The following is a 17,788-nucleotide window of genomic DNA, read 5'->3' on the forward strand; positions in this document are numbered from 1 at the left end:
AAATAAAATAATACGGTGTCAAAAGGGGCTTAAACTCCTGATGACACCGTATAAAATGAATTGTTTTTGTGTTTATATGTGCTGATCTACCCAGGCATTGCTGTCTTTGATCAGCTGTATCAGTTCATCAACGGCTACTTCGCTGTCAACGTTACGTTTTACAACCTCCTGGCCTTTATACAATGTTATTTTGCCTACACCACTGCCTACATAACCGAAATCGGCATCTGCCATCTCTCCGGGACCGTTTACAATACAGCCCATCACACCAATTTTAAGACCTTTAAGGTGATGTGTTGCTGCCCTTATTTTAGCGGTCGTTTCCTGCAGGTCAAATAAGGTTCTGCCACAACTTGGGCAGGAGATATATTCTGTTTTGGAAATACGGGTGCGGGTGGCCTGCAAAATACCGAATGCAGCATCGTTCAGGAATTTTTCAAGATGATGCTCGCTGGTGAGGGTCTTATAAGAATGGGGTTTCAGGCCCAGTGACAGTCCGTCGCCAAAACCATCGATGAGTAAGGCACCACATTCTGTAGCGAAATGAATCAGGTGTTCATCCAGTGTAGCCCAGTAGCTGTCATTCATAATGACTACGGGATTGTGGATCTGACGATCCATCAGTTCCATACACATCCTGCGGATGGCCTGCATGGCATTTTTATGTTCGCAGCTCAGGCAGAGTACAACCGTCTCATCTTCTTTAAGCAGGGCAACATCGTCCATGTTCACCGGAAACTCATTATTGTAGCAGTCCACCATAACCAGGTTTATACGGCTGCTTTTCTGTTCGGGAGTTGCGTTCAGGTATTCTTCTAAGAGGAATACGGGGAAGGTCTGCTCTTTATGAGCACACTGTTGCCATTGGCTGGCCCAGGTAAATACCTTTAAAGTACCAGGCAGGGCAAAGCTAAGGTCTGGTCGTTCGGTGAAGATATAATCTGCTGCCGCATCTGCGATCTGCCACTTATCCAGATCTGCACTGTATGTATATCCGATTGCCTGAAGGCTTTCCGGATTAATGTCTTTGGGGAATTTAGAAAAATCTGCTATAACTACCGGCACCTGTGTCCCTCCGATATTTTCTACCGCAAAACTGCTGCGGCGCTTATATTCGAAAGGATTGTATGGCAATGCTGTTATTGTTGGAACGGTAGCTTCGGTAAGGTTGTACGGATTGGTTTCATAGCGTTTAACCAGGTCGCGGCATACCGGAATTTCAAACTCAGGATTCTCGGTGAGCGATACGCGCACGGTATCTCCGAGCCCGTCTTCCAGCAAAGTTCCGATTCCTACAGCACTTTTAATGCGGCCATCTTCACCATCGCCGGCTTCCGTTACGCCCAGGTGCAGGGGGTAGATCACCCCGAACTCTTCCTGCATAGTTTTAACCAGTAGTCGGTAAGCATGTACCATGACCTGCGGGTTACTGGATTTCATACTGATGACCAGGTTATGGAAATCCTGGCTGCGGGCAATGCGCAGAAACTCCATAGCACTTTCCACCATGCCATTGTGGGTGTCTCCATAGCGGCTCATAATACGGTCGCTCAGAGATCCATGGTTCGTACCGATACGAATGGCCGTATGATGTTCCTTACAGATATTGATCAGTGGAATAAACTTTTTGGCAATTCTGTCCAGCTCTTCCTGGTAGTCCTCATCGGTATAGGTAAGGGTTTCAAATTTCTTTTTATCTACATAGTTGCCCGGGTTTACACGCACTTTCTGGATCAGTTGTGCGGCAATTTCAGCGGCATTAGGAGTGTAATGTATATCAGCAACGAGTGGTACATTATAGCCCTGGGCTTCAATGCCCTTGCGAATGGCAGCCAGATTCTCCGCCTCCTTTTTTGAAGGAGCCGTAATTCTTACCAGTTCTGCACCGGCTTCAATGCAGCGGATCGTTTCCGCTACAGATCCTTCGGTATCCATCGTATCTTTGGTCGTCATTGTTTGCAGGCGTATAGGATGTCCGTTTCCTAATAAAAGGCCTCCGACATTTACCTCCAGTGTAGGGATTCGCTTGTACTGAGTCAGCGAAGCTGCATAATATTCCATAGTACAAAAGTAAATACAATAATGAATATTGAAGAACTGATTTCAAAACAAAAACGATAGCTGGCAGCTATCGTTTTGTTAATCTTATTTAATCTGTTTAAAAAGGGTCTTTACTTTCCCCGATTTAATGACTTCGTTTATCTGTTTTTCTTTATCTGTATAGCTATAGGCAGCGCCACAGTTATACATGCTTACGATTGGGTCCTTATCCTGTATCTGAGACCATAACTGTTCCTTCGATGGAGGGCTGCTCAGTTGCGCGTACTCTGCATAAGTCATCTTCAGGAAAGCAACATGTTCACTGATACCCCTTCTGTCGAGCCAGTATCCGTCTGCCAGTGCGACCGGAGCGGACATTTCCGGGCTGATGTCCGATGGAGCAGGGTAGTTCGTGATCTTACTTTTATCTGCGGAGAGTGTAACGGCAACAAAGCGGGAGTAATCCTTTTTTGTCTTGTATATCACCACAGCAGGAGACGCATCAAATTTAGGCTGCACCAATTGAGTCTGTTTGGGTACATTTTTATGGGCACAAGAACTTGTGCCCATAAAAACAGATGTGATTATTAAAAGAGATAATATACGCATAGTCTTATTTTACGATAGAAACCGGTTTGGTAACGATTCCGGCTGCAGTATTCATCTGGATGTAATACATACCTTTTCCTAATGCCGAAGCATCAATGCTGAATGTATTAGTATTTACCGCTGCGCTCATATATGTTTTGCCTACAATGTCATATACTTTGTAGCCTGTAATCTTGCTGCCGAATTTGACACCATCGATATTGATCAGGTTCATTGCAGGATTCGGGTAGATGCTGATCAGGTTGTTTTTGTCTACATTCTGAATGCTGGTAGGTGTTTTTACAACCAGTAACGGCAGGGTAGGTTCACCACTAACAGAGTCGGTAACAATATACATATCCTGGTTCTGGTCTACATACAAATGCAGAATATAGTAAGCCGATACCGGTAAGGTCATATTAGACACTGTAGTGGTATTGGTATATGTGCCATGGGCAGGGATAGATAAAGTAGTTTGTCCCAGCATATGGAAATTAGGGTTACCACCACTATTTGCCTCTGCAGTATCTACTGCTACAGTATATAATACGATGCCGGAGATAGCCGCCGGGCTGGAATTCTTGATAGGCGCAGTAACGGTGTATGATGTTCCCTGTGCTACTTCTGCGTATAAAGGACTTGGCGCTGCCGCTTCCACTAAATTCAGGCTAACCTGCTGGTTGTCTGGTGTCCATGGGTTAGGAGGCAATACACTTGATGTCGGTTCGATCATTACCAGGGCCTGTTGGCCATAGTTAAAGTTACCAGCGCCACCACCGGTACCCAGGGCAGAAGGGCTCAGGTCATCTACTTCAAAATAACCGTTGCTTAATCCGTTCCATCCCCAGTTGATGTGGAACATCTCGGTAGCATCATATCCGTCAAAAACAAAGGCATGTCCGCCTACCTGGCCAAAACCAGCATACAGGATAGGGCGACCGGTATTGATCTCGAACATCAGCATTTTATGCCATGTAGTATCGCTAAAGTCGGCACGCTCATAACCTTTGATCGTGGTTTTGTACCCGAAATTATTTTTTAATGCATTTTCAGAACAGGCCCAGCCTGCACCACCGTCAATCACCTGGGCACCGCTGCCCCCGTTATCATAATCCATTTCTACAGATACCCCGCAGTGGTACATCAGTGTAGCAACTGCAGATTTCTGCGCTGCAGTAGAGCCAGACACTACCTGGTTAGGCATATTAGCCCAATCGTAGGTAGTTGTACCAAAGTTGGCAGACAAGGTGCCGCCCAGAGTACTGCTGCTATATGTATGCTGGCCTGTGCCCTGAGTAGGATTATTCCAGAATTTCATGATCTGTGCCATTGCCGTAGCCACACAACCTGTAGGAGTGCCGGTAGGGCAAAGGGTATTATAATAAGTACCCTGGTCCCATAGGGTCGTCAGCATAGGTGCCACCGGTGTAGCTAATGTTGACGGAATGGTAATACTTTGTGTCTGAAGAAGGCGTTGCCATTGTGTGGTTACCCCTGCAGGAGCCGTACGGTTGCTGAGGGCTACAGAAGCAATCTGCTTGCTGTAGTTCTGTAACCAGTATTGTGCTTCAGGAGAAACACTATTGTCTGCTGCATAAAATTTGCTTTCTGTAGAGTAGCCCAAAACCGGTTGTACGCGGTCCTCTGCAGAAACGACAACAAAACCGTTACCCAGCTGGCTTTCAAATACATATACAGTCGGAATGTTTGTATTACCGATAGTGTAGGTATGCGCCAGTCTCAGGTTGGCATTGCCGCCTTTGTTGGTATAGAAGCTTCTGGCAGCTTTCATGGCTTGTTCCTGGTTAACCGTCTTAGCATAGGAGCTGCTGAAAAGGCCCAGAAGCAGGAACGCAGAAATAGATATTTTTTTCATTGAAATAATGATTGAATGAATAGTTGAAAAAGTTCATAAAGATATGTATTGTATTAATATGTTGCGCAGAAGAAATAACTATTTTTTAATAATGCGGTATTATTGTGTTTTTCTGCGGAGAACAATCATTTTCTATATATTTACATATATTTTCAATAATTAATATGACTTAATTATTATTTTTTTGGATTATATCTGGAAAAAGAGGTACCTTTGCGAACATTTTGAAAAATCTGTTACTGACAATCTAAAGTTCTTTCCTATACGTGGAACTGAACACAGTAGTGGGTTAATTTTTTTAACTTTTTTAATTTTTTAAACATGTCTCGTATAGGCAAAAAGCAAATTACATTAGCAGACAACGTAACTCTTACGGTTTCTGCATCTAACGAAGTAACGGTAAAAGGACCTAAAGGTGAACTGAAACAACAACTGGATCGCGATATGAAAGTTGAAGTTGAAGGTAACATTGTAACGATCACCCGTCCTACAGAACAAATCCGTCACCGTGCATTACATGGTTTATACCGCTCTCTGATCAACAACATGGTTGTTGGTGTAAGCGCTGGTTATGAACTGAAACTGGAATTAGTGGGTGTGGGTTACCGTGCTGCTGTTACTGGTCAGCAACTGGATATGGCTCTGGGTTATTCTCATAATATCATCATCGAATTACCTAAAGAAGTTACCGCTACTGCAGTAATGGAAAAAGGTAAGGCGCCATTGGTTACACTGACTTCTACAGACAAACAGCTGGTAGGTCAGGTAGCTGCTAAGATCCGTAGCCTGCGTAAACCAGAACCGTACAAAGGTAAAGGTATCCGCTTCCAGGGTGAAATCATCCGCCGTAAAGCTGGTAAAACTGCTGGTAAATAATTATAATAAACTCATGCTGAATGTTTCCGGTTATACCTGGAGACATTCAGCATAATCTATACAAGTAACCTTCGGAAGCCTTCTTTATCCTGTGTATGGTGATGAGATGTACAAAAAAGGTATTCCTCTGAAACGGGGAACATACCATTGCCAGCATTACACACGTAAAGGGGAGCCCGTACAAATAAAAATAAAATGTCAAAAACAGCAAAAAGCGTATTGCGTCGTACAAAACTTCGCTTCAGAGTACGTAAAAATGTAAACGGTACTGCACAAAAGCCTCGTCTTTCTGTATTCCGTTCTAACAAAGATATCTATGCTCAAATCATAGATGACACAAATGGTGCAACTATTGTAGCAGCGAACAGTCGTCAAAAAGACATCGTAGCACAAACTGGTACTAAAACAGAATTAGCAGCTTTAGTAGGTAAAACAATTGCTCAAAAAGCTAAAGATTTAGGAATTGAGACTGTAGTGTTTGACAGAGGTGGTTATTTATACCACGGTCGTGTTAAGTCATTAGCAGACGGCGCTCGTGAAGGTGGCCTTAAATTCTAAATTAAATTATTTATCAAGCAATTGAGGCCTCAGAACCTCGCAATTCAAAAAAAATTACAATGGCAAATTCAAATAACAACCCAGCAAAAACTGGTGAATTAGAATTAAAAGACAAGGTGGTTTCAATCAACCGCGTTGTTAAAACTACCAAAGGTGGTCGTGCATTCAGTTTCTCTGCTTTAGTAGTAGTAGGTAACGGTCAAGGTGTTATCGGTCAGGGTTTAGGTAAAGCAAAAGAAGTTCAAGAAGCTATCCAGAAAGGTATCGATGATGCTAAGAAAAACCTGGTTAAAGTTCCTGTAATGAAAGGTACAGTACCTCACGATCAGTTCACTAAATTAGGTTCTGCTAAAGTACTGATCAAACCAGCGGCAACCGGTACAGGAGTACTGTCTGGTGGTAGCATGCGTGCGGTATTAGAGGTAGCTGGTTACACAGATATCCTGGCTAAATCTTTAGGTTCTGCTAACCCGCATAACGTGGTTAAAGCTACTATCAAAGCTTTAAGCCAAATGCGCCAGCCGATCGAAGTAGCTAAATCCCGTAACATTAACCTGAAAAAAGTATTTAACGGATAATTGTTTGTTTCAATTATTCTATTCAATTATCTTTTTAAATAAGCAATCATGTCAAAAGTAAAAATCACTCAAGTTAAAAGCGGTATCGACCGTTCTGAGCGTCAAAAACGCACTTTGAAAGCTTTGGGTTTAAATAAAATGAACGCTACTGTTGAAAAAGAGGTTAACCCTCAGATTCAAGGTATGATTACCAAAGTATTCCACCTGGTAAAGGTTGAAGAAGTAAAATAAATCTATTCCATATTGTGGCTGTATGTGCAGCCACAATATAATTTTTTATAACACAGCGAGCGGATTTGTTTCCGCGCAAGTAAACAAAAACAATTTCAATTATGCAACTGCACAATTTAAAACCAGCAGCAGGTAGTACCCACCACACTAAACGTGTAGGTCGCGGTGAAGGTAGTGGTTACGGTGTAACCGCAGGTAAAGGTAACAAAGGTCAGCAAAGCCGTACCGGTTATCAATCTAAAATCGGTCACGAAGGTGGTCAGATGCCTATCCAGCGTCGTATGCCTAAGAGAGGTTTCAAAACAATGAACCGCGTTGATTACAAAGTATTCAACCTGGGTCAGATCGAATATTTCGTTGAGAAATACGGTCTGGAAGATTTCTCTTTGGAAAACCTGTATATCAACGGTTTAATCAGCCGTACTGATGTTGTAAAAATATTAGGTACTGGTGAGCTGAAGTCTAAAGTAACGGTAAAAGTTAACGCAGTTAGCGCTAGCGCTAAAGTTGCTATCGAAGCTGCAGGCGGAACCGTAGAGTTAGCTTAATATCATATTGGAGAACGCATTTTATCAGACAAGATAAACCTGTTTCAGGTTTCTTAATATAAAAAAATATATTAAGGTTTGGTAAAATGCGTTTTTTGTTGTTTATTCGCACCTCGTTTAAATCTTAAAGTTCGTGAAAAAATTTATAGAAAAAGTTAAAGACGTTTGGGGTATCGAAGAATTGCGTAATCGCATTTTGCTTACTTTAGGGCTTATTTTGGTGTACCGTTTAGGTACTTTCATTGTACTGCCTGGTATCGATCCTAACGCTTTAAATCAGAATCAGAATCAGGAAGGTTTACTGGGCCTGATCAACATGTTTGCAGGTGGTGCCTTCAGTAACGGGGCTATTCTGGCTTTAGGTGTAATGCCGTATATCTCTGCTTCAATCTTTATGCAACTTGCAGGTATTGTTATTCCTCAGTTTGCCAAGCTGCAGAAAGAAGAGAGTGGAAGAAACAAGATTAACCAATACACGCGTTTCCTTACGATCATCGTAGCTGCGTTCCAGGGTAGTGCCTACATCGGTACATACCTGAGACCAATTCCTGGTGCTATCGTAATGGATAACCTGCTGTTCTATGTGTCTACAGTAATCTTATTGACTGCAGGTACATTATTCGTAATGTGGTTAGGGGAGAAAATTACAGATAAAGGTATCGGTAACGGTGTATCCTTACTCATCATGGTTGGTATCTTAGGTCGTTTCCCTCAGGCTGTTGCCCAGGAGTTTACAACCAAGATCGGTCAGGATAAGATCCTGTTCCTGCTGATCGAGCTGGCAATGTTCATTGCAGTACTGATCGGACTGGTTATGCTTACACAAGGTGTACGTAAAATACCACTGAACTATGCACGCAGAATCGTAGGTACAAACGCTGCCAAAGAAATCGGCGGTGCCCGTAACTTCATTCCCCTGAAAGTAAACTCTGCAGGTGTAATGCCTATCATCTTCGCTCAGGCCTTATTATTCATTCCTGCAATGATCGCAGGTCTGGTAGCACAGGACGGTAATGCAGCAGGATGGTTGAAAAGCCTTTCAGATCATACTACACTGTCGTATAACCTGGTTTATGCAGTACTGGTAATCGTATTTACATACTTCTATACAGCCCTGATCTTTAACCCTACAGAGATGGCCGAAAACCTGAAGCGTAACAACAGCTTCATCCCTGGTATTCAACCAGGTCAGCCTACTGCAGATTATATCGGTGCAATTATGGATAGAATTACCCTTCCGGGTGCTGTATTCCTGGCACTGGCGGGTATCTTACCTGGTATTGCAGCTTTATTAGGTGTAACCAGCGGTTTCTCTACCTTCTTCGGTGGTACTTCCATGCTGATTGGTGTTGCAGTAATCCTGGATACAATCCAACAGATTGATAGTTACCTGTTAATGCGTCAATACGATGGTATGATGAAAACAGGAAGGGTTTCTGGCAGACAAGCAGTACAACTGTAATAAGAATTAAAATCATTAAATAAAAAAAGTTCACTATCATAGTGAACTTTTTTTTGCTTTTACTCGTAGCTTTATAATAGTGCATATTTTATTTTTTAAAAATTATGCTGTTAGTATGACAATTTGCTAATATATTTGTAGGTACATCTAATATTAGTTATCCTTAATTTATTATATAATATCCATGATTAAGAAAATGATTGGAGCTTTGATGCTCGTATCGGCTTTTGCCTCCTGTACTAAGGATAATGAGTATGATCTATCGCAAAATAGCAATAATACTTGCGATACAACTGCTGTATCTTATGCAAATACTGTTGCCAACATTATGGCCAATAATTGTAACTCCTGTCATTCCGGATCCAATCCCAGTGGTGGTGTAGTTACCAGTACTTATGTTGGACTCGGTAACATTTACGATGCAGTGCTTTTAGGGGTTATCAACCATTCCAGCGGATTCTCTCCGATGCCAAGCAATGCCCCGAAATTATCGGACTGCGATATCAACAAAATCCAAGCCTGGATCAACCAGGGAAGACTTAATAATTAATTTCCTTAAAATCATTGCACATGAAAAAGATCATTGCTGCCGCTGTGCTGCTGAGTACCTGCTCCTACGGTGCCTTTGCTCAGAAGTACTTTACCAATAAAGGTGTGACAACCTTCTTCTCCAGTACACCTGTTGAAGATATTAAAGCGACTAACAAACAGACTTCTGCCCTGATCAATACCAATGAGAACTCTCTTGTGTGTGTTATGGAGAATACGAAATTTGTTTTCCCTAAATCATTGATGCAAGAGCACTTCAATGAAAATTATATGGAAAGCGATAAGTATCCTAAATCTTCATTCACGGGTACCTATAACAAGAAAATAGACCCGAATGTAGATGGTGACTATAATGTAACCGTATCCGGTAAATTATCGATCCATGGCACGCTGAAAGATGTAAGTGTTCCGGCTACTATTAAAGTAAGGAACGGTCAGATTACCGGTCATGCAGTATTTAAAGTAAAAACCAAGGATTATAATATAAAGATCCCGACCATTGTTGTTTCTAAAATTGCAGAAGAGATCCAGGTAACGATCGATTTTACTGCAAGCAAAATGTAATCCTTTTTTCAAAAATTCAAAAAATTATATGAATATAAAGAAATTGACTTTTGCCTTCGCTGCCGTGCTGGGCATGGCCAATGCTACATATGCGCAGACCGATTCTACTGCCCAGGACAAGATGCTGTCTGAAATAGATCAGTTGAATGGTACTACGGCACCGCAGTCTAAACGTGTGTATGCAACCTTTAAAGGTACTTATGTACAGAATTTCCAAAGTGTAGAGAACCTGGGCAAAGGAGTGTTCCAGACCATGTTTATGCACCGTTTCGGAAAGGTAAACCAGGGAGCTTACGAGTTTTTTGGTCTGGACAATGCGACAACCCGTATCGGTTTTGATTATGGTATCACAAACGATTGGATGGTTTCTATTGGCAGAAGTTCCTTTGGTAAAATGTTTGACCTGGCCACGAAGTATAAGATACTGGCGCAGACAGAAGATGACAGAATGCCGATTACACTGAGTGTATACCCGGGCCTCACATTCAGTACCCTGAAGCAGCCAGGCAAAGACTGGTATAAAGATGTACATCGCCTCACTTATTTTGCGCAGGCACTGATCGCCCGCAAATTCAGTGAAAACCTGTCGATACAATTAATGCCCACCTTTATACATTTCAACCTTGTAGGCGGGCCGGTAGATAAAAATGATGTATTTGCAGTAGGCATTGGTGGCCGTTACAAACTGACCAAGCGATTGAGCATTAATGCAGAATACAGCTATATGCCTCCTAAACAGGTTGTAACAACTAAGGTATATAACGGCCTTTCAGTAGGTTTCGATCTGGAGACCGGTGGTCACGTATTCCAGTTTATCTTCTCCAATTCCCGCAGTATGAGTGTGCCGGGCTATGTTGCCGGTACCACAGATAACTGGGGCGATGGGGGTATCTACTTCGGCTTTAACCTCTCAAGGGTTTTCTAAAGAACAGACCAATAGTAAAAAAATACATATTAAAGGGTGCATAACTTGCACCCTTTTTTGCATATATAACCATATACAGTTTGTAATTTTATACTGTAATGGAGGCGCAGCAAAATGATATGATCAGGGGCAGGGGAGCACAGTTCAACCCGCAAAACCGGTTTACCCGCAATGCTTATGAACAGGGTGTTTATGAGCAGGCCGAGGACTGGGAAGCACAATTGAGGCAGCCTACCCAGATACTGATCGATCAGAGCAAGAATGTTGTAAATAAGCTCAAGATCGCAGATGTACCGCTGGATGCCGCTATCAATCCCTACCAGGGCTGCGAGCATGGATGTATTTACTGCTATGCCCGTAACTCGCATGAATATTGGGGCTACAGTGCCGGTCTGGATTTTGAAACCAAAATCATTGCGAAGCAAAATGCCGCAGAACGCCTTAGAGCCACCTTCGAAAAGAAAAGCTGGGTGCCAACCGTCATTTCCCTGTCTACCAATACAGATTGTTACCAGCCGGCAGAGCGCAAGATGAAACTGACCCGGCAGATACTGGAGGTATGCCTTGAATACCGCAATCCGGTAAGCATACTTACTAAAAATGCCCTTGTACTGCGAGACCTGGACCTGCTGCAGGAGCTGCATGCCCGCAAGCTTGTGCAGGTAGCTACCTCTGTAACAACCACAGACGAATCGTTGAGACAAATGCTGGAGCCCCGCACCAGTACGATTAAAACAAGGCTCAATATCATTCGTACCTGTCACCAGCATCAGATACCGGTAGGCGTAATGTTTGCGCCCATTATACCAGGCCTTAACGATCAGGATATGTTTGCTGTGCTGCAGGCTGCTGCAGATGCCGGAGCCTATTGGGCCGGCTATACCATTGTGCGCCTCAACGGAGCTATAGAAGGCATATTCAAAGACTGGTTGTACAAAGCATTCCCCGACCGCGCAGATAAGGTGTGGCATCATATACAGAGCTGCCATGGCGGATCGGTACAGGACAGCCGCTCCGGTGTACGTATGAGAGGAGAAGGAGAGATCGCAGGTATCATCTCGCAGCAGTTTAAATTATACTGCAGAAAGCTGGGGCTAAACAAGAGAGCACACCACTACGACCTTACCGCATTCAGGCGACCGCCTAAGCATGGGCAGCTAGATCTGTTCGCGGATTTTGTTTAATCATCCTGAATGTTCTAATTTTATGCGCTAAGACAACGATTATCATTTCATAATCCCAATTAATGATCTACCTGGAATTACATCAGGCGCTCAAAAAGGCATTTGAGCAGGCCGGGCCGGTAATTGCGCTACCCGAGTTAGGCGTATCTATAAGCCATCATGAGTTTATATCAGAACAGGCTGCGAGTATGCTGCCCGGTAGTAATCGTATGGGCTGTACGGCACATAATGTAACCTTTGAGGAGCAGGAACAAGCCATAGACCGTAAGGAGTGTGTACTCGACATTCCAGATTATGAAATCGAAAGCAACCGTAAATTTCAATACCATATTATCAAACCCTTATCTGTTCAGACGGCAGATGGGGCTATTATCTTTTTTCACGGGCTCAATGAAAAGAAATGGGATAAATACCTGCCCTGGGCTTATGAGATAGCCCGGCGCACCGGTAAGGCCGTCTTACTGTTTCCCATCGCTTTTCATATAGACCGTGCACCTGAGCACTGGAGCAATAAGAAGGAGATGGCCGCTATTGCACAATATCGTTCAGAACTGGCTGGTAACAGTGCCTGCTCATACCTCAATGCGGCCATTAGTGTGCGTATGGAGGCCCTGCCGCAGCGGTTGTTCTGGTCCGGATTACAGACCTATAGCGATATAGTACAACTGGCAGAGATGATACAGGAGGGTGCATTACCGGAGATCAGCCCCAAAGCTACCTTAGACCTTTTTGGCTACTCCATAGGATCATTCCTGTCTTCTATACTGATGATGGCCAACCCTAAAGGCATCTTTGACCAGGCCAGGCTTTTTTGCTTCTGTGGCGGAATGACCATCGACCGCATGTTCCCCATATCCCGTTATATAATGGATGCACAATCGGCCATTGCCATGCAACGCCGTTTTGCCGAGCTACTGAGCTCCGGCTTTGCTATGGATGAGCATATGGCACACTACCAGGATTGTGCCCTGCACAAAGGCGAAAGCTGGTTTAAAACCATGCTGCGGTTTAACTACTTCCAGAAAGAGCGGGAAGAACGCCTGGAAGTGCTTAAAGACCGTATCAAATGCTATGTGTTGCGCGATGACGAGGTAGCACCACCGGTAGAGGCACTGAATACCCTGCAGGGTGGTTACCGTAACATACCCATAGCTGTGCAGATTGATCATTACGAGCATCCCTATTCCCACATCAATCCATTTCCGCTCACCAGTAAGAATGCAGTGCAGATCGATGCCGCTTTTCGGGCATTTACCCGCTCCGCAGCAGCATTTCTGGGCAGGGTGTAGCTTTTTGCTGAGACACTCCAGTCAGGAGTGTGGTAACTAAGCTCATCCGGTCCAAACCCAAATACGCGAATCAAAAAGCTCCGCCGATTTACCATAACACTGCATCGACCTGGTAAAAAGCTGAGGTGATTTATCGTAAAGCAACATCGATAAGACAAAAACCTAAATCAATTTCCTGTTTAGCTTAATGCTCCCACCAAAAACCTGAATAGACGCGCAAAAAAGCTAAATACTATTTAGCTTTTGCGTGGCCGGGAGTACCTTTTTATCGAACGCACGCAGCTTTTTATGAAATGGAATTAAGCAAAAAGCCGGGCGAATAGCGCTTTTTACTGTGCGCGCGCAGCTTTTATATACCCTCTATTGTGCTTTTGAGTGGCTTTATTTAGCTTTTTAATAAATTGAATTGAGCTTTTTATCGCGTTCATTCAGGTTTGGGGCAGGTGAGGGTACCCCGGAGGTAGGGGTGTGGAATATGATTGTCCGCGCTGCAGGTTGCAAGGCCCCTCTGTATACTTGCCGACAATAAAAGAGGGAGATCAGTTTACTGATCTCCCTCTTTCTATAAATTGATATGTGATTATCGTGCTACATTTACCGCTCTTTTCTCACGGATTACGGTTACTTTAACCTGACCCGGATATTGCATTTCTTTCTGGATCTTATCTGCAATCTCGAAACTCAGTCTGTCGCTGTCCGCATCGCTTACTTTATCAGCCTCTACGATTACACGCAGTTCACGGCCCGCCTGGATAGCATATGCTTTCTCAACACCATTATAAGCAACAGCCAGGTTCTCCAGATCCTTGATCCGTTGCAGGTAACTCTGCATGATCTCGCGACGGGCGCCAGGGCGTGCACCGCTGATGGCATCACAAGCCTGGATGATAGGAGAGATAATAAAGGCCATCTCCATCTCATCATGGTGCGCACCAATTGCATTGACTACAGCAGGGTGTTCACCGCATTTTTCCGCCAGTTTGGCACCCAGCAATGCGTGGCTCAGTTCTGTTTCCTCATCCGGTACTTTACCGATATCATGCAACAGGCCAGCACGTTTTGCCAGTTTTACTACTTTCTGACCCAGACCCAGTTCAGCAGCCATGATACCACACAGGTTAGCGGTCTCTTTAGAGTGCATCAGCAGGTTTTGACCGTAAGATGAACGGAAACGCATTTTGCCGACCATTCTTACCAGGTCTTTATGCAGACCATGAATACCCAGTTCGATCACGGTACGCTCACCGATCTCCATAACCTGGTCTTCAATTTGTTTTTTAGTTTTCTCTACTACCTCCTCGATACGGGCAGGGTGTATACGACCATCCTGTACCAGGCGTTGTAATGATAAGCGGGCGATCTCTCTTCTCAGCGGATCGAAACAGCTCAGTACAATCGCCTCAGGAGTATCATCAATAACCAGGTCTACACCGGTTGCTGCCTCAAGGGCTCTGATGTTACGACCCTCACGGCCAATGATCTGACCTTTGATCTCGTCGCTCTCCAGGTTGAATACGGTAATAGCGTTCTCAATAGTTTGTTCCGCAGCCACACGTTGTATGCTTTGGATCACGATCTTCTTCGCCTCTTTGCTTGCATTGGTTTTAGCCTGCTCCACAATCTCCTGGATGTGGGCCATTGCATTGGTGCGGGCTTCTTCTTTCATCGCTTCTACCAGTTCAGCCTTAGCTTCTTCGGCAGAAAGATTAGCGATTTTTTCCAGTCTTTTGATCTGCTCTTCCTGGTGTTTGTCCAGTTCTGCTCTTTTGATCTTAGCCGATTCAATATGGTCCGTCAGTTCCGTTTTCAGTTCTGCATTCTCGTTGATCTGCGTTTGTACCGATTTCAGTTTGTCATTCAGGGATTGTTCCTTCTGTTTCAGTCTGTTTTCGCCCTCGCTTAATCTCTGTGTTTTTACCAGCACATCCTTTTCGTGTTCTGTTTTTAATTGAAGGAAGTGCTCTTTGGCTTCTAGTATTTTTTTGTCTTTTAAGGTTTCAGCATGAATTTTTGCGTCTTCTTTAATTTTCTCTGCTTGTTGTTCTGCTTCTTGTATTTTATGCGCCGTGTTTTTAGCAAAGAGGAACTTACCTAAGATAATCCCCGCCGCTACGGCAAATAAAGCTACAACCGCGGTCACGATTGCGATGTTGTCCATTGTATGTTAATTGTTCTTTTTGGGTTTGTAAATATGATAAAATGACAGTCTTGTCCTAAAGATAAGCTGTAACCTGCGAAGTTAAAATATTTTTTACGTTTTTACTATTTCAGCGATGATAATTTGCGTTGATAAACGAGCCGTTAACGGGCATTAGCACTCATTATGAGCATAAATAGTTATAAAGCAGTATTTTTTAATGTGATATGCATCGTAATTGAGGTAAAAAGCCTTAATTGTTGTAATTTTGCGCCATGCAATTATTAGACGGTATTCATGTATCTAATGCTATCTTAGAAGAAATTAAAAAAGACGTAGATAGCCGTGTAAACAACAATCAGAAAAGACCCCACCTGGCAGCTATCCTGGTAGGCGAGAATGCAGCCAGCCAGACCTATGTTGGTGCCAAGGTAAAAACCTGTGAATATGTTGGTTTTCAGTCAACATTATCCAAACTGGGCACTGATGTTTCTGAAGCGGAACTGCTGGAGCTGATTGAAAAATTCAACCAGGATGAAGATATCGACGGTATCCTGGTACAATTACCTTTACCAAAGCATATTTCTGAAGATAAAGTGATCAATGCCATCAGCCCGCTGAAGGATGTAGACGGCTTCCACCCCGTAAGTATCGGTAAAATGGTACTGGGTCAGGACACATTTGTACCGGCTACCCCTAATGGTATCATGATGATGCTGGATCATTACAACATCAATACCGCCGGTATGCACTGCGTGGTAATCGGCCGCAGTAACATCGTAGGTACGCCTATGAGCCTGCTCATGAGCCGCAATACACAACCGGGCAACTGTACGGTAACCATGTGTCACTCCAAAACCACTAACCTGAAAGAGATGTGTCTGCAGGCAGATATCATTGTTGCAGCGATCGGCAGACCGAATTATGTAACGGCTGATATGGTAAAACCAGGTGCGATCATTATCGATGTGGGTATCAACCGTATCGAAGATGCCAGCAAGAAGTCCGGTTTCAGACTGGTAGGTGATGTAGACTTTGACAGTGTTAAAGAGAAGAGCAGCTACATAACCCCTGTACCGGGTGGTGTAGGTAAGATGACCATCTGTGCCCTGATGAAAAATACTTTGCTGGCCTGCGCCAACAAATAATAAGATATATATGTGAAGAAAAGCCGCTCCGGAATCGGAGCGGCTTTTCTCTTTTTGGTGAATAATATATACTTTAGCATCATAAATGCATCGGTATGAAACGAATAAGTTTATTCATTCTATTAGTATTATATATGCTGCTTACTTCCCGCAGCAGCCAGGCACAGGGCTTTGCGCCATTAGGAGCAGAATGGACCTATCATGACATTGTAGGTGGACCTTTAACTGGCGAAGAATACCTGTATAAATATAAATGCATACAGGTCGATACCTTTCCTGATAAAGTGGTCTCTACAGTCAGTTATGAGTACCTTACGCAGGGACTGGAATGGTGGAGCAGCTCGCCTGATCCTTACCATACCTGGAGAGATACCGTGACCGGCACATTACAGTTCTATGAGCAAAACGATACCGTATGGGTGTATAACAATATATTCCAGAAGTATACCCCGCTGTATATCTTTAATGCACAGGAGGGAGATACCCTGCGTATTCCAATATTGGATATACACCCTACCTACCCTAATGCTACACCTGACGGGGATTCTGTATTTGTGTTGATTGTAGACTCTATCCGTACAGTCAATTACGATGGGGTAAATGCAGAGACTTATTTTGTCAGTAATTATCTGGGCGATACGATCAATGTAGACTGGAACAATTTTGACGGGCCGGAAGATATACCTAACCCAATCTGTAATTGGACAGCCGCTGTCAAGTACCGTTCTATGGACAGTATTCCTTTGTCTCCTATTGCCGGTATGCCTATAGGAGCCTATACCCGTTTATTTGGTGGTGTCGGTCAAGGCTTATTGCCAGGTAGGTTCTTTTTACCTCCTAATGATAATACGGTTTGGGAGGGGCAGCACATTCTCAATAAAATCCAGTGTTTTGGTAATGATACGGTGTCTTTTGTAATAGATACCGGTTTAGGTTGCGATACGTTTGAATTTAATCGTCCCCTGGCGGTCAATTCCGTAAATGCCCTGAAAGGCGTAGATGTATACCCCAATCCGGCGCGTAACACACTGGTACTGCAGGCGCAGCAACCATTCGCAGCGCATACCAGCTTGAGCGTAACAGATATGCTGGGCCGCACGGTAGTTGATAAGACCGTTGTTGCAGGCAAGCAGCAACATACCTTATCTGTAACAGGGTGGACTGCCGGTACGTATATACTCATTCTGGAGCAGGACGGGCAGCGATACTACCGTAAGGTACAGGTAGTGCATTAA

At 43.7% G+C, this 17,788-nt stretch carries 17 protein-coding genes; 13 read left to right on the plus strand and 4 right to left on the minus strand.

Features of this window, described 5'->3' with window-relative positions; genetic code table 11:
• Positions 1–72 precede the first annotated feature (72 nt).
• The 3 genes from ispG to EMP01_RS14385 form a co-directional block, all read right to left on the minus strand.
• The gene (gene ispG, locus EMP01_RS14375; RefSeq protein ID WP_129022253.1) at positions 73–2,061 is read right to left on the minus strand and encodes a (E)-4-hydroxy-3-methylbut-2-enyl-diphosphate synthase; all 1,989 of its coding nucleotides are present in this window, start codon (positions 2,059–2,061) and stop codon (positions 73–75) included.
• An 84-nt stretch (positions 2,062–2,145) separates the two neighbouring features.
• Positions 2,146–2,610 carry a hypothetical protein gene (locus tag EMP01_RS14380; protein WP_129022254.1) on the minus strand — a complete coding sequence of 155 codons (465 nt, stop codon included), beginning with the start codon at positions 2,608–2,610 and terminating at the stop codon, positions 2,146–2,148.
• Between the two features lie 43 nt (positions 2,611–2,653).
• On the minus strand, positions 2,654–4,504 hold the full coding sequence (locus EMP01_RS14385; RefSeq protein ID WP_129022255.1) for a thiol protease/hemagglutinin PrtT: 1,851 nt from the start codon (positions 4,502–4,504) through the stop codon (positions 2,654–2,656).
• 321 nt (positions 4,505–4,825) lie between these two features.
• Here EMP01_RS14385 and rplF point away from each other — a divergent pair, with 321 nt between their 5' ends.
• From rplF to EMP01_RS14440, 11 genes are all read left to right on the plus strand, one after another.
• A complete protein-coding gene (rplF, locus tag EMP01_RS14390; RefSeq protein WP_129022256.1) occupies positions 4,826–5,380 on the plus strand; it encodes a 50S ribosomal protein L6 in 555 nt (184 codons plus the stop codon).
• Positions 5,381–5,575: 195 nt separating this feature from the next.
• Entirely contained in the window at positions 5,576–5,938 is a 363-nt protein-coding gene (gene rplR / locus EMP01_RS14395; protein WP_129022257.1) for a 50S ribosomal protein L18, read from the plus strand.
• 59 nt (positions 5,939–5,997) lie between these two features.
• On the plus strand, positions 5,998–6,516 hold the full coding sequence (gene rpsE, locus EMP01_RS14400) for a 30S ribosomal protein S5 (protein WP_129022258.1): 519 nt from the start codon (positions 5,998–6,000) through the stop codon (positions 6,514–6,516).
• Between the two features lie 48 nt (positions 6,517–6,564).
• Complete coding sequence (rpmD, locus tag EMP01_RS14405; RefSeq protein WP_129022259.1) at positions 6,565–6,747, plus strand: 50S ribosomal protein L30; 183 nt, start codon at positions 6,565–6,567, stop codon at positions 6,745–6,747.
• Between the two features lie 101 nt (positions 6,748–6,848).
• Complete coding sequence (rplO, locus tag EMP01_RS14410) at positions 6,849–7,295, plus strand: 50S ribosomal protein L15 (protein ID WP_129022260.1); 447 nt, start codon at positions 6,849–6,851, stop codon at positions 7,293–7,295.
• Between the two features lie 133 nt (positions 7,296–7,428).
• The gene (secY, locus tag EMP01_RS14415) at positions 7,429–8,757 is read left to right on the plus strand and encodes a preprotein translocase subunit SecY (protein WP_129022261.1); all 1,329 of its coding nucleotides are present in this window, start codon (positions 7,429–7,431) and stop codon (positions 8,755–8,757) included.
• Positions 8,758–8,941: 184 nt separating this feature from the next.
• On the plus strand, positions 8,942–9,307 hold the full coding sequence (locus EMP01_RS14420) for a c-type cytochrome (protein WP_129022262.1): 366 nt from the start codon (positions 8,942–8,944) through the stop codon (positions 9,305–9,307).
• A gap of 20 nt (positions 9,308–9,327) precedes the next feature.
• Entirely contained in the window at positions 9,328–9,870 is a 543-nt protein-coding gene (locus tag EMP01_RS14425) for a YceI family protein (protein ID WP_129022263.1), read from the plus strand.
• A 28-nt stretch (positions 9,871–9,898) separates the two neighbouring features.
• Complete coding sequence (locus EMP01_RS14430; protein ID WP_129022264.1) at positions 9,899–10,795, plus strand: DUF5777 family beta-barrel protein; 897 nt, start codon at positions 9,899–9,901, stop codon at positions 10,793–10,795.
• Positions 10,796–10,893: 98 nt separating this feature from the next.
• A complete protein-coding gene (locus EMP01_RS14435; RefSeq protein ID WP_202616090.1) occupies positions 10,894–11,979 on the plus strand; it encodes a PA0069 family radical SAM protein in 1,086 nt (361 codons plus the stop codon).
• Between the two features lie 62 nt (positions 11,980–12,041).
• Complete coding sequence (locus EMP01_RS14440) at positions 12,042–13,268, plus strand: DUF6051 family protein (protein ID WP_129022265.1); 1,227 nt, start codon at positions 12,042–12,044, stop codon at positions 13,266–13,268.
• 580 nt (positions 13,269–13,848) lie between these two features.
• On the opposite strand, the gene rny is transcribed toward EMP01_RS14440, so the two are convergent.
• Positions 13,849–15,426 (minus strand): ribonuclease Y, encoded by a 1,578-nt coding sequence (gene rny / locus EMP01_RS14445; protein ID WP_129022266.1) that lies wholly within the window; start codon positions 15,424–15,426, stop codon positions 13,849–13,851.
• A gap of 254 nt (positions 15,427–15,680) precedes the next feature.
• Between rny and EMP01_RS14450 the strand changes: the two genes are divergently transcribed.
• Positions 15,681–16,553 (plus strand): bifunctional 5,10-methylenetetrahydrofolate dehydrogenase/5,10-methenyltetrahydrofolate cyclohydrolase, encoded by an 873-nt coding sequence (locus EMP01_RS14450; RefSeq protein WP_129022267.1) that lies wholly within the window; start codon positions 15,681–15,683, stop codon positions 16,551–16,553.
• Between the two features lie 95 nt (positions 16,554–16,648).
• Positions 16,649–17,788 carry a T9SS type A sorting domain-containing protein gene (locus tag EMP01_RS14455; protein WP_129022268.1) on the plus strand — a complete coding sequence of 380 codons (1,140 nt, stop codon included), beginning with the start codon at positions 16,649–16,651 and terminating at the stop codon, positions 17,786–17,788.

It is taken from the genome of Edaphocola flava (genome assembly GCF_004118155.1).
GTDB classification, from domain to species: domain Bacteria; phylum Bacteroidota; class Bacteroidia; order Chitinophagales; family Chitinophagaceae; genus Edaphocola; species Edaphocola flava.

Coding starts and splice junctions, on each gene's coding strand:
- ispG (WP_129022253.1), bottom strand. CDS start 2,061: ATGGAATATTATGCAGCTTCGCTGACTCAGTACAAGCGAATCCCTACA.
- EMP01_RS14380 (WP_129022254.1), bottom strand. CDS start 2,610: ATGGGCACAAGTTCTTGTGCCCATAAAAATGTACCCAAACAGACTCAA.
- EMP01_RS14385 (WP_129022255.1), bottom strand. CDS start 4,504: ATGAAAAAAATATCTATTTCTGCGTTCCTGCTTCTGGGCCTTTTCAGC.
- rplF (WP_129022256.1), top strand. CDS start 4,826: ATGTCTCGTATAGGCAAAAAGCAAATTACATTAGCAGACAACGTAACT.
- rplR (WP_129022257.1), top strand. CDS start 5,576: ATGTCAAAAACAGCAAAAAGCGTATTGCGTCGTACAAAACTTCGCTTC.
- rpsE (WP_129022258.1), top strand. CDS start 5,998: ATGGCAAATTCAAATAACAACCCAGCAAAAACTGGTGAATTAGAATTA.
- rpmD (WP_129022259.1), top strand. CDS start 6,565: ATGTCAAAAGTAAAAATCACTCAAGTTAAAAGCGGTATCGACCGTTCT.
- rplO (WP_129022260.1), top strand. CDS start 6,849: ATGCAACTGCACAATTTAAAACCAGCAGCAGGTAGTACCCACCACACT.
- EMP01_RS14420 (WP_129022262.1), top strand. CDS start 8,942: ATGATTAAGAAAATGATTGGAGCTTTGATGCTCGTATCGGCTTTTGCC.
- EMP01_RS14425 (WP_129022263.1), top strand. CDS start 9,328: ATGAAAAAGATCATTGCTGCCGCTGTGCTGCTGAGTACCTGCTCCTAC.
- EMP01_RS14430 (WP_129022264.1), top strand. CDS start 9,899: ATGAATATAAAGAAATTGACTTTTGCCTTCGCTGCCGTGCTGGGCATG.
- EMP01_RS14435 (WP_202616090.1), top strand. CDS start 10,894: ATGGAGGCGCAGCAAAATGATATGATCAGGGGCAGGGGAGCACAGTTC.
- EMP01_RS14440 (WP_129022265.1), top strand. CDS start 12,042: ATGATCTACCTGGAATTACATCAGGCGCTCAAAAAGGCATTTGAGCAG.
- rny (WP_129022266.1), bottom strand. CDS start 15,426: ATGGACAACATCGCAATCGTGACCGCGGTTGTAGCTTTATTTGCCGTA.
- EMP01_RS14450 (WP_129022267.1), top strand. CDS start 15,681: ATGCAATTATTAGACGGTATTCATGTATCTAATGCTATCTTAGAAGAA.
- EMP01_RS14455 (WP_129022268.1), top strand. CDS start 16,649: ATGAAACGAATAAGTTTATTCATTCTATTAGTATTATATATGCTGCTT.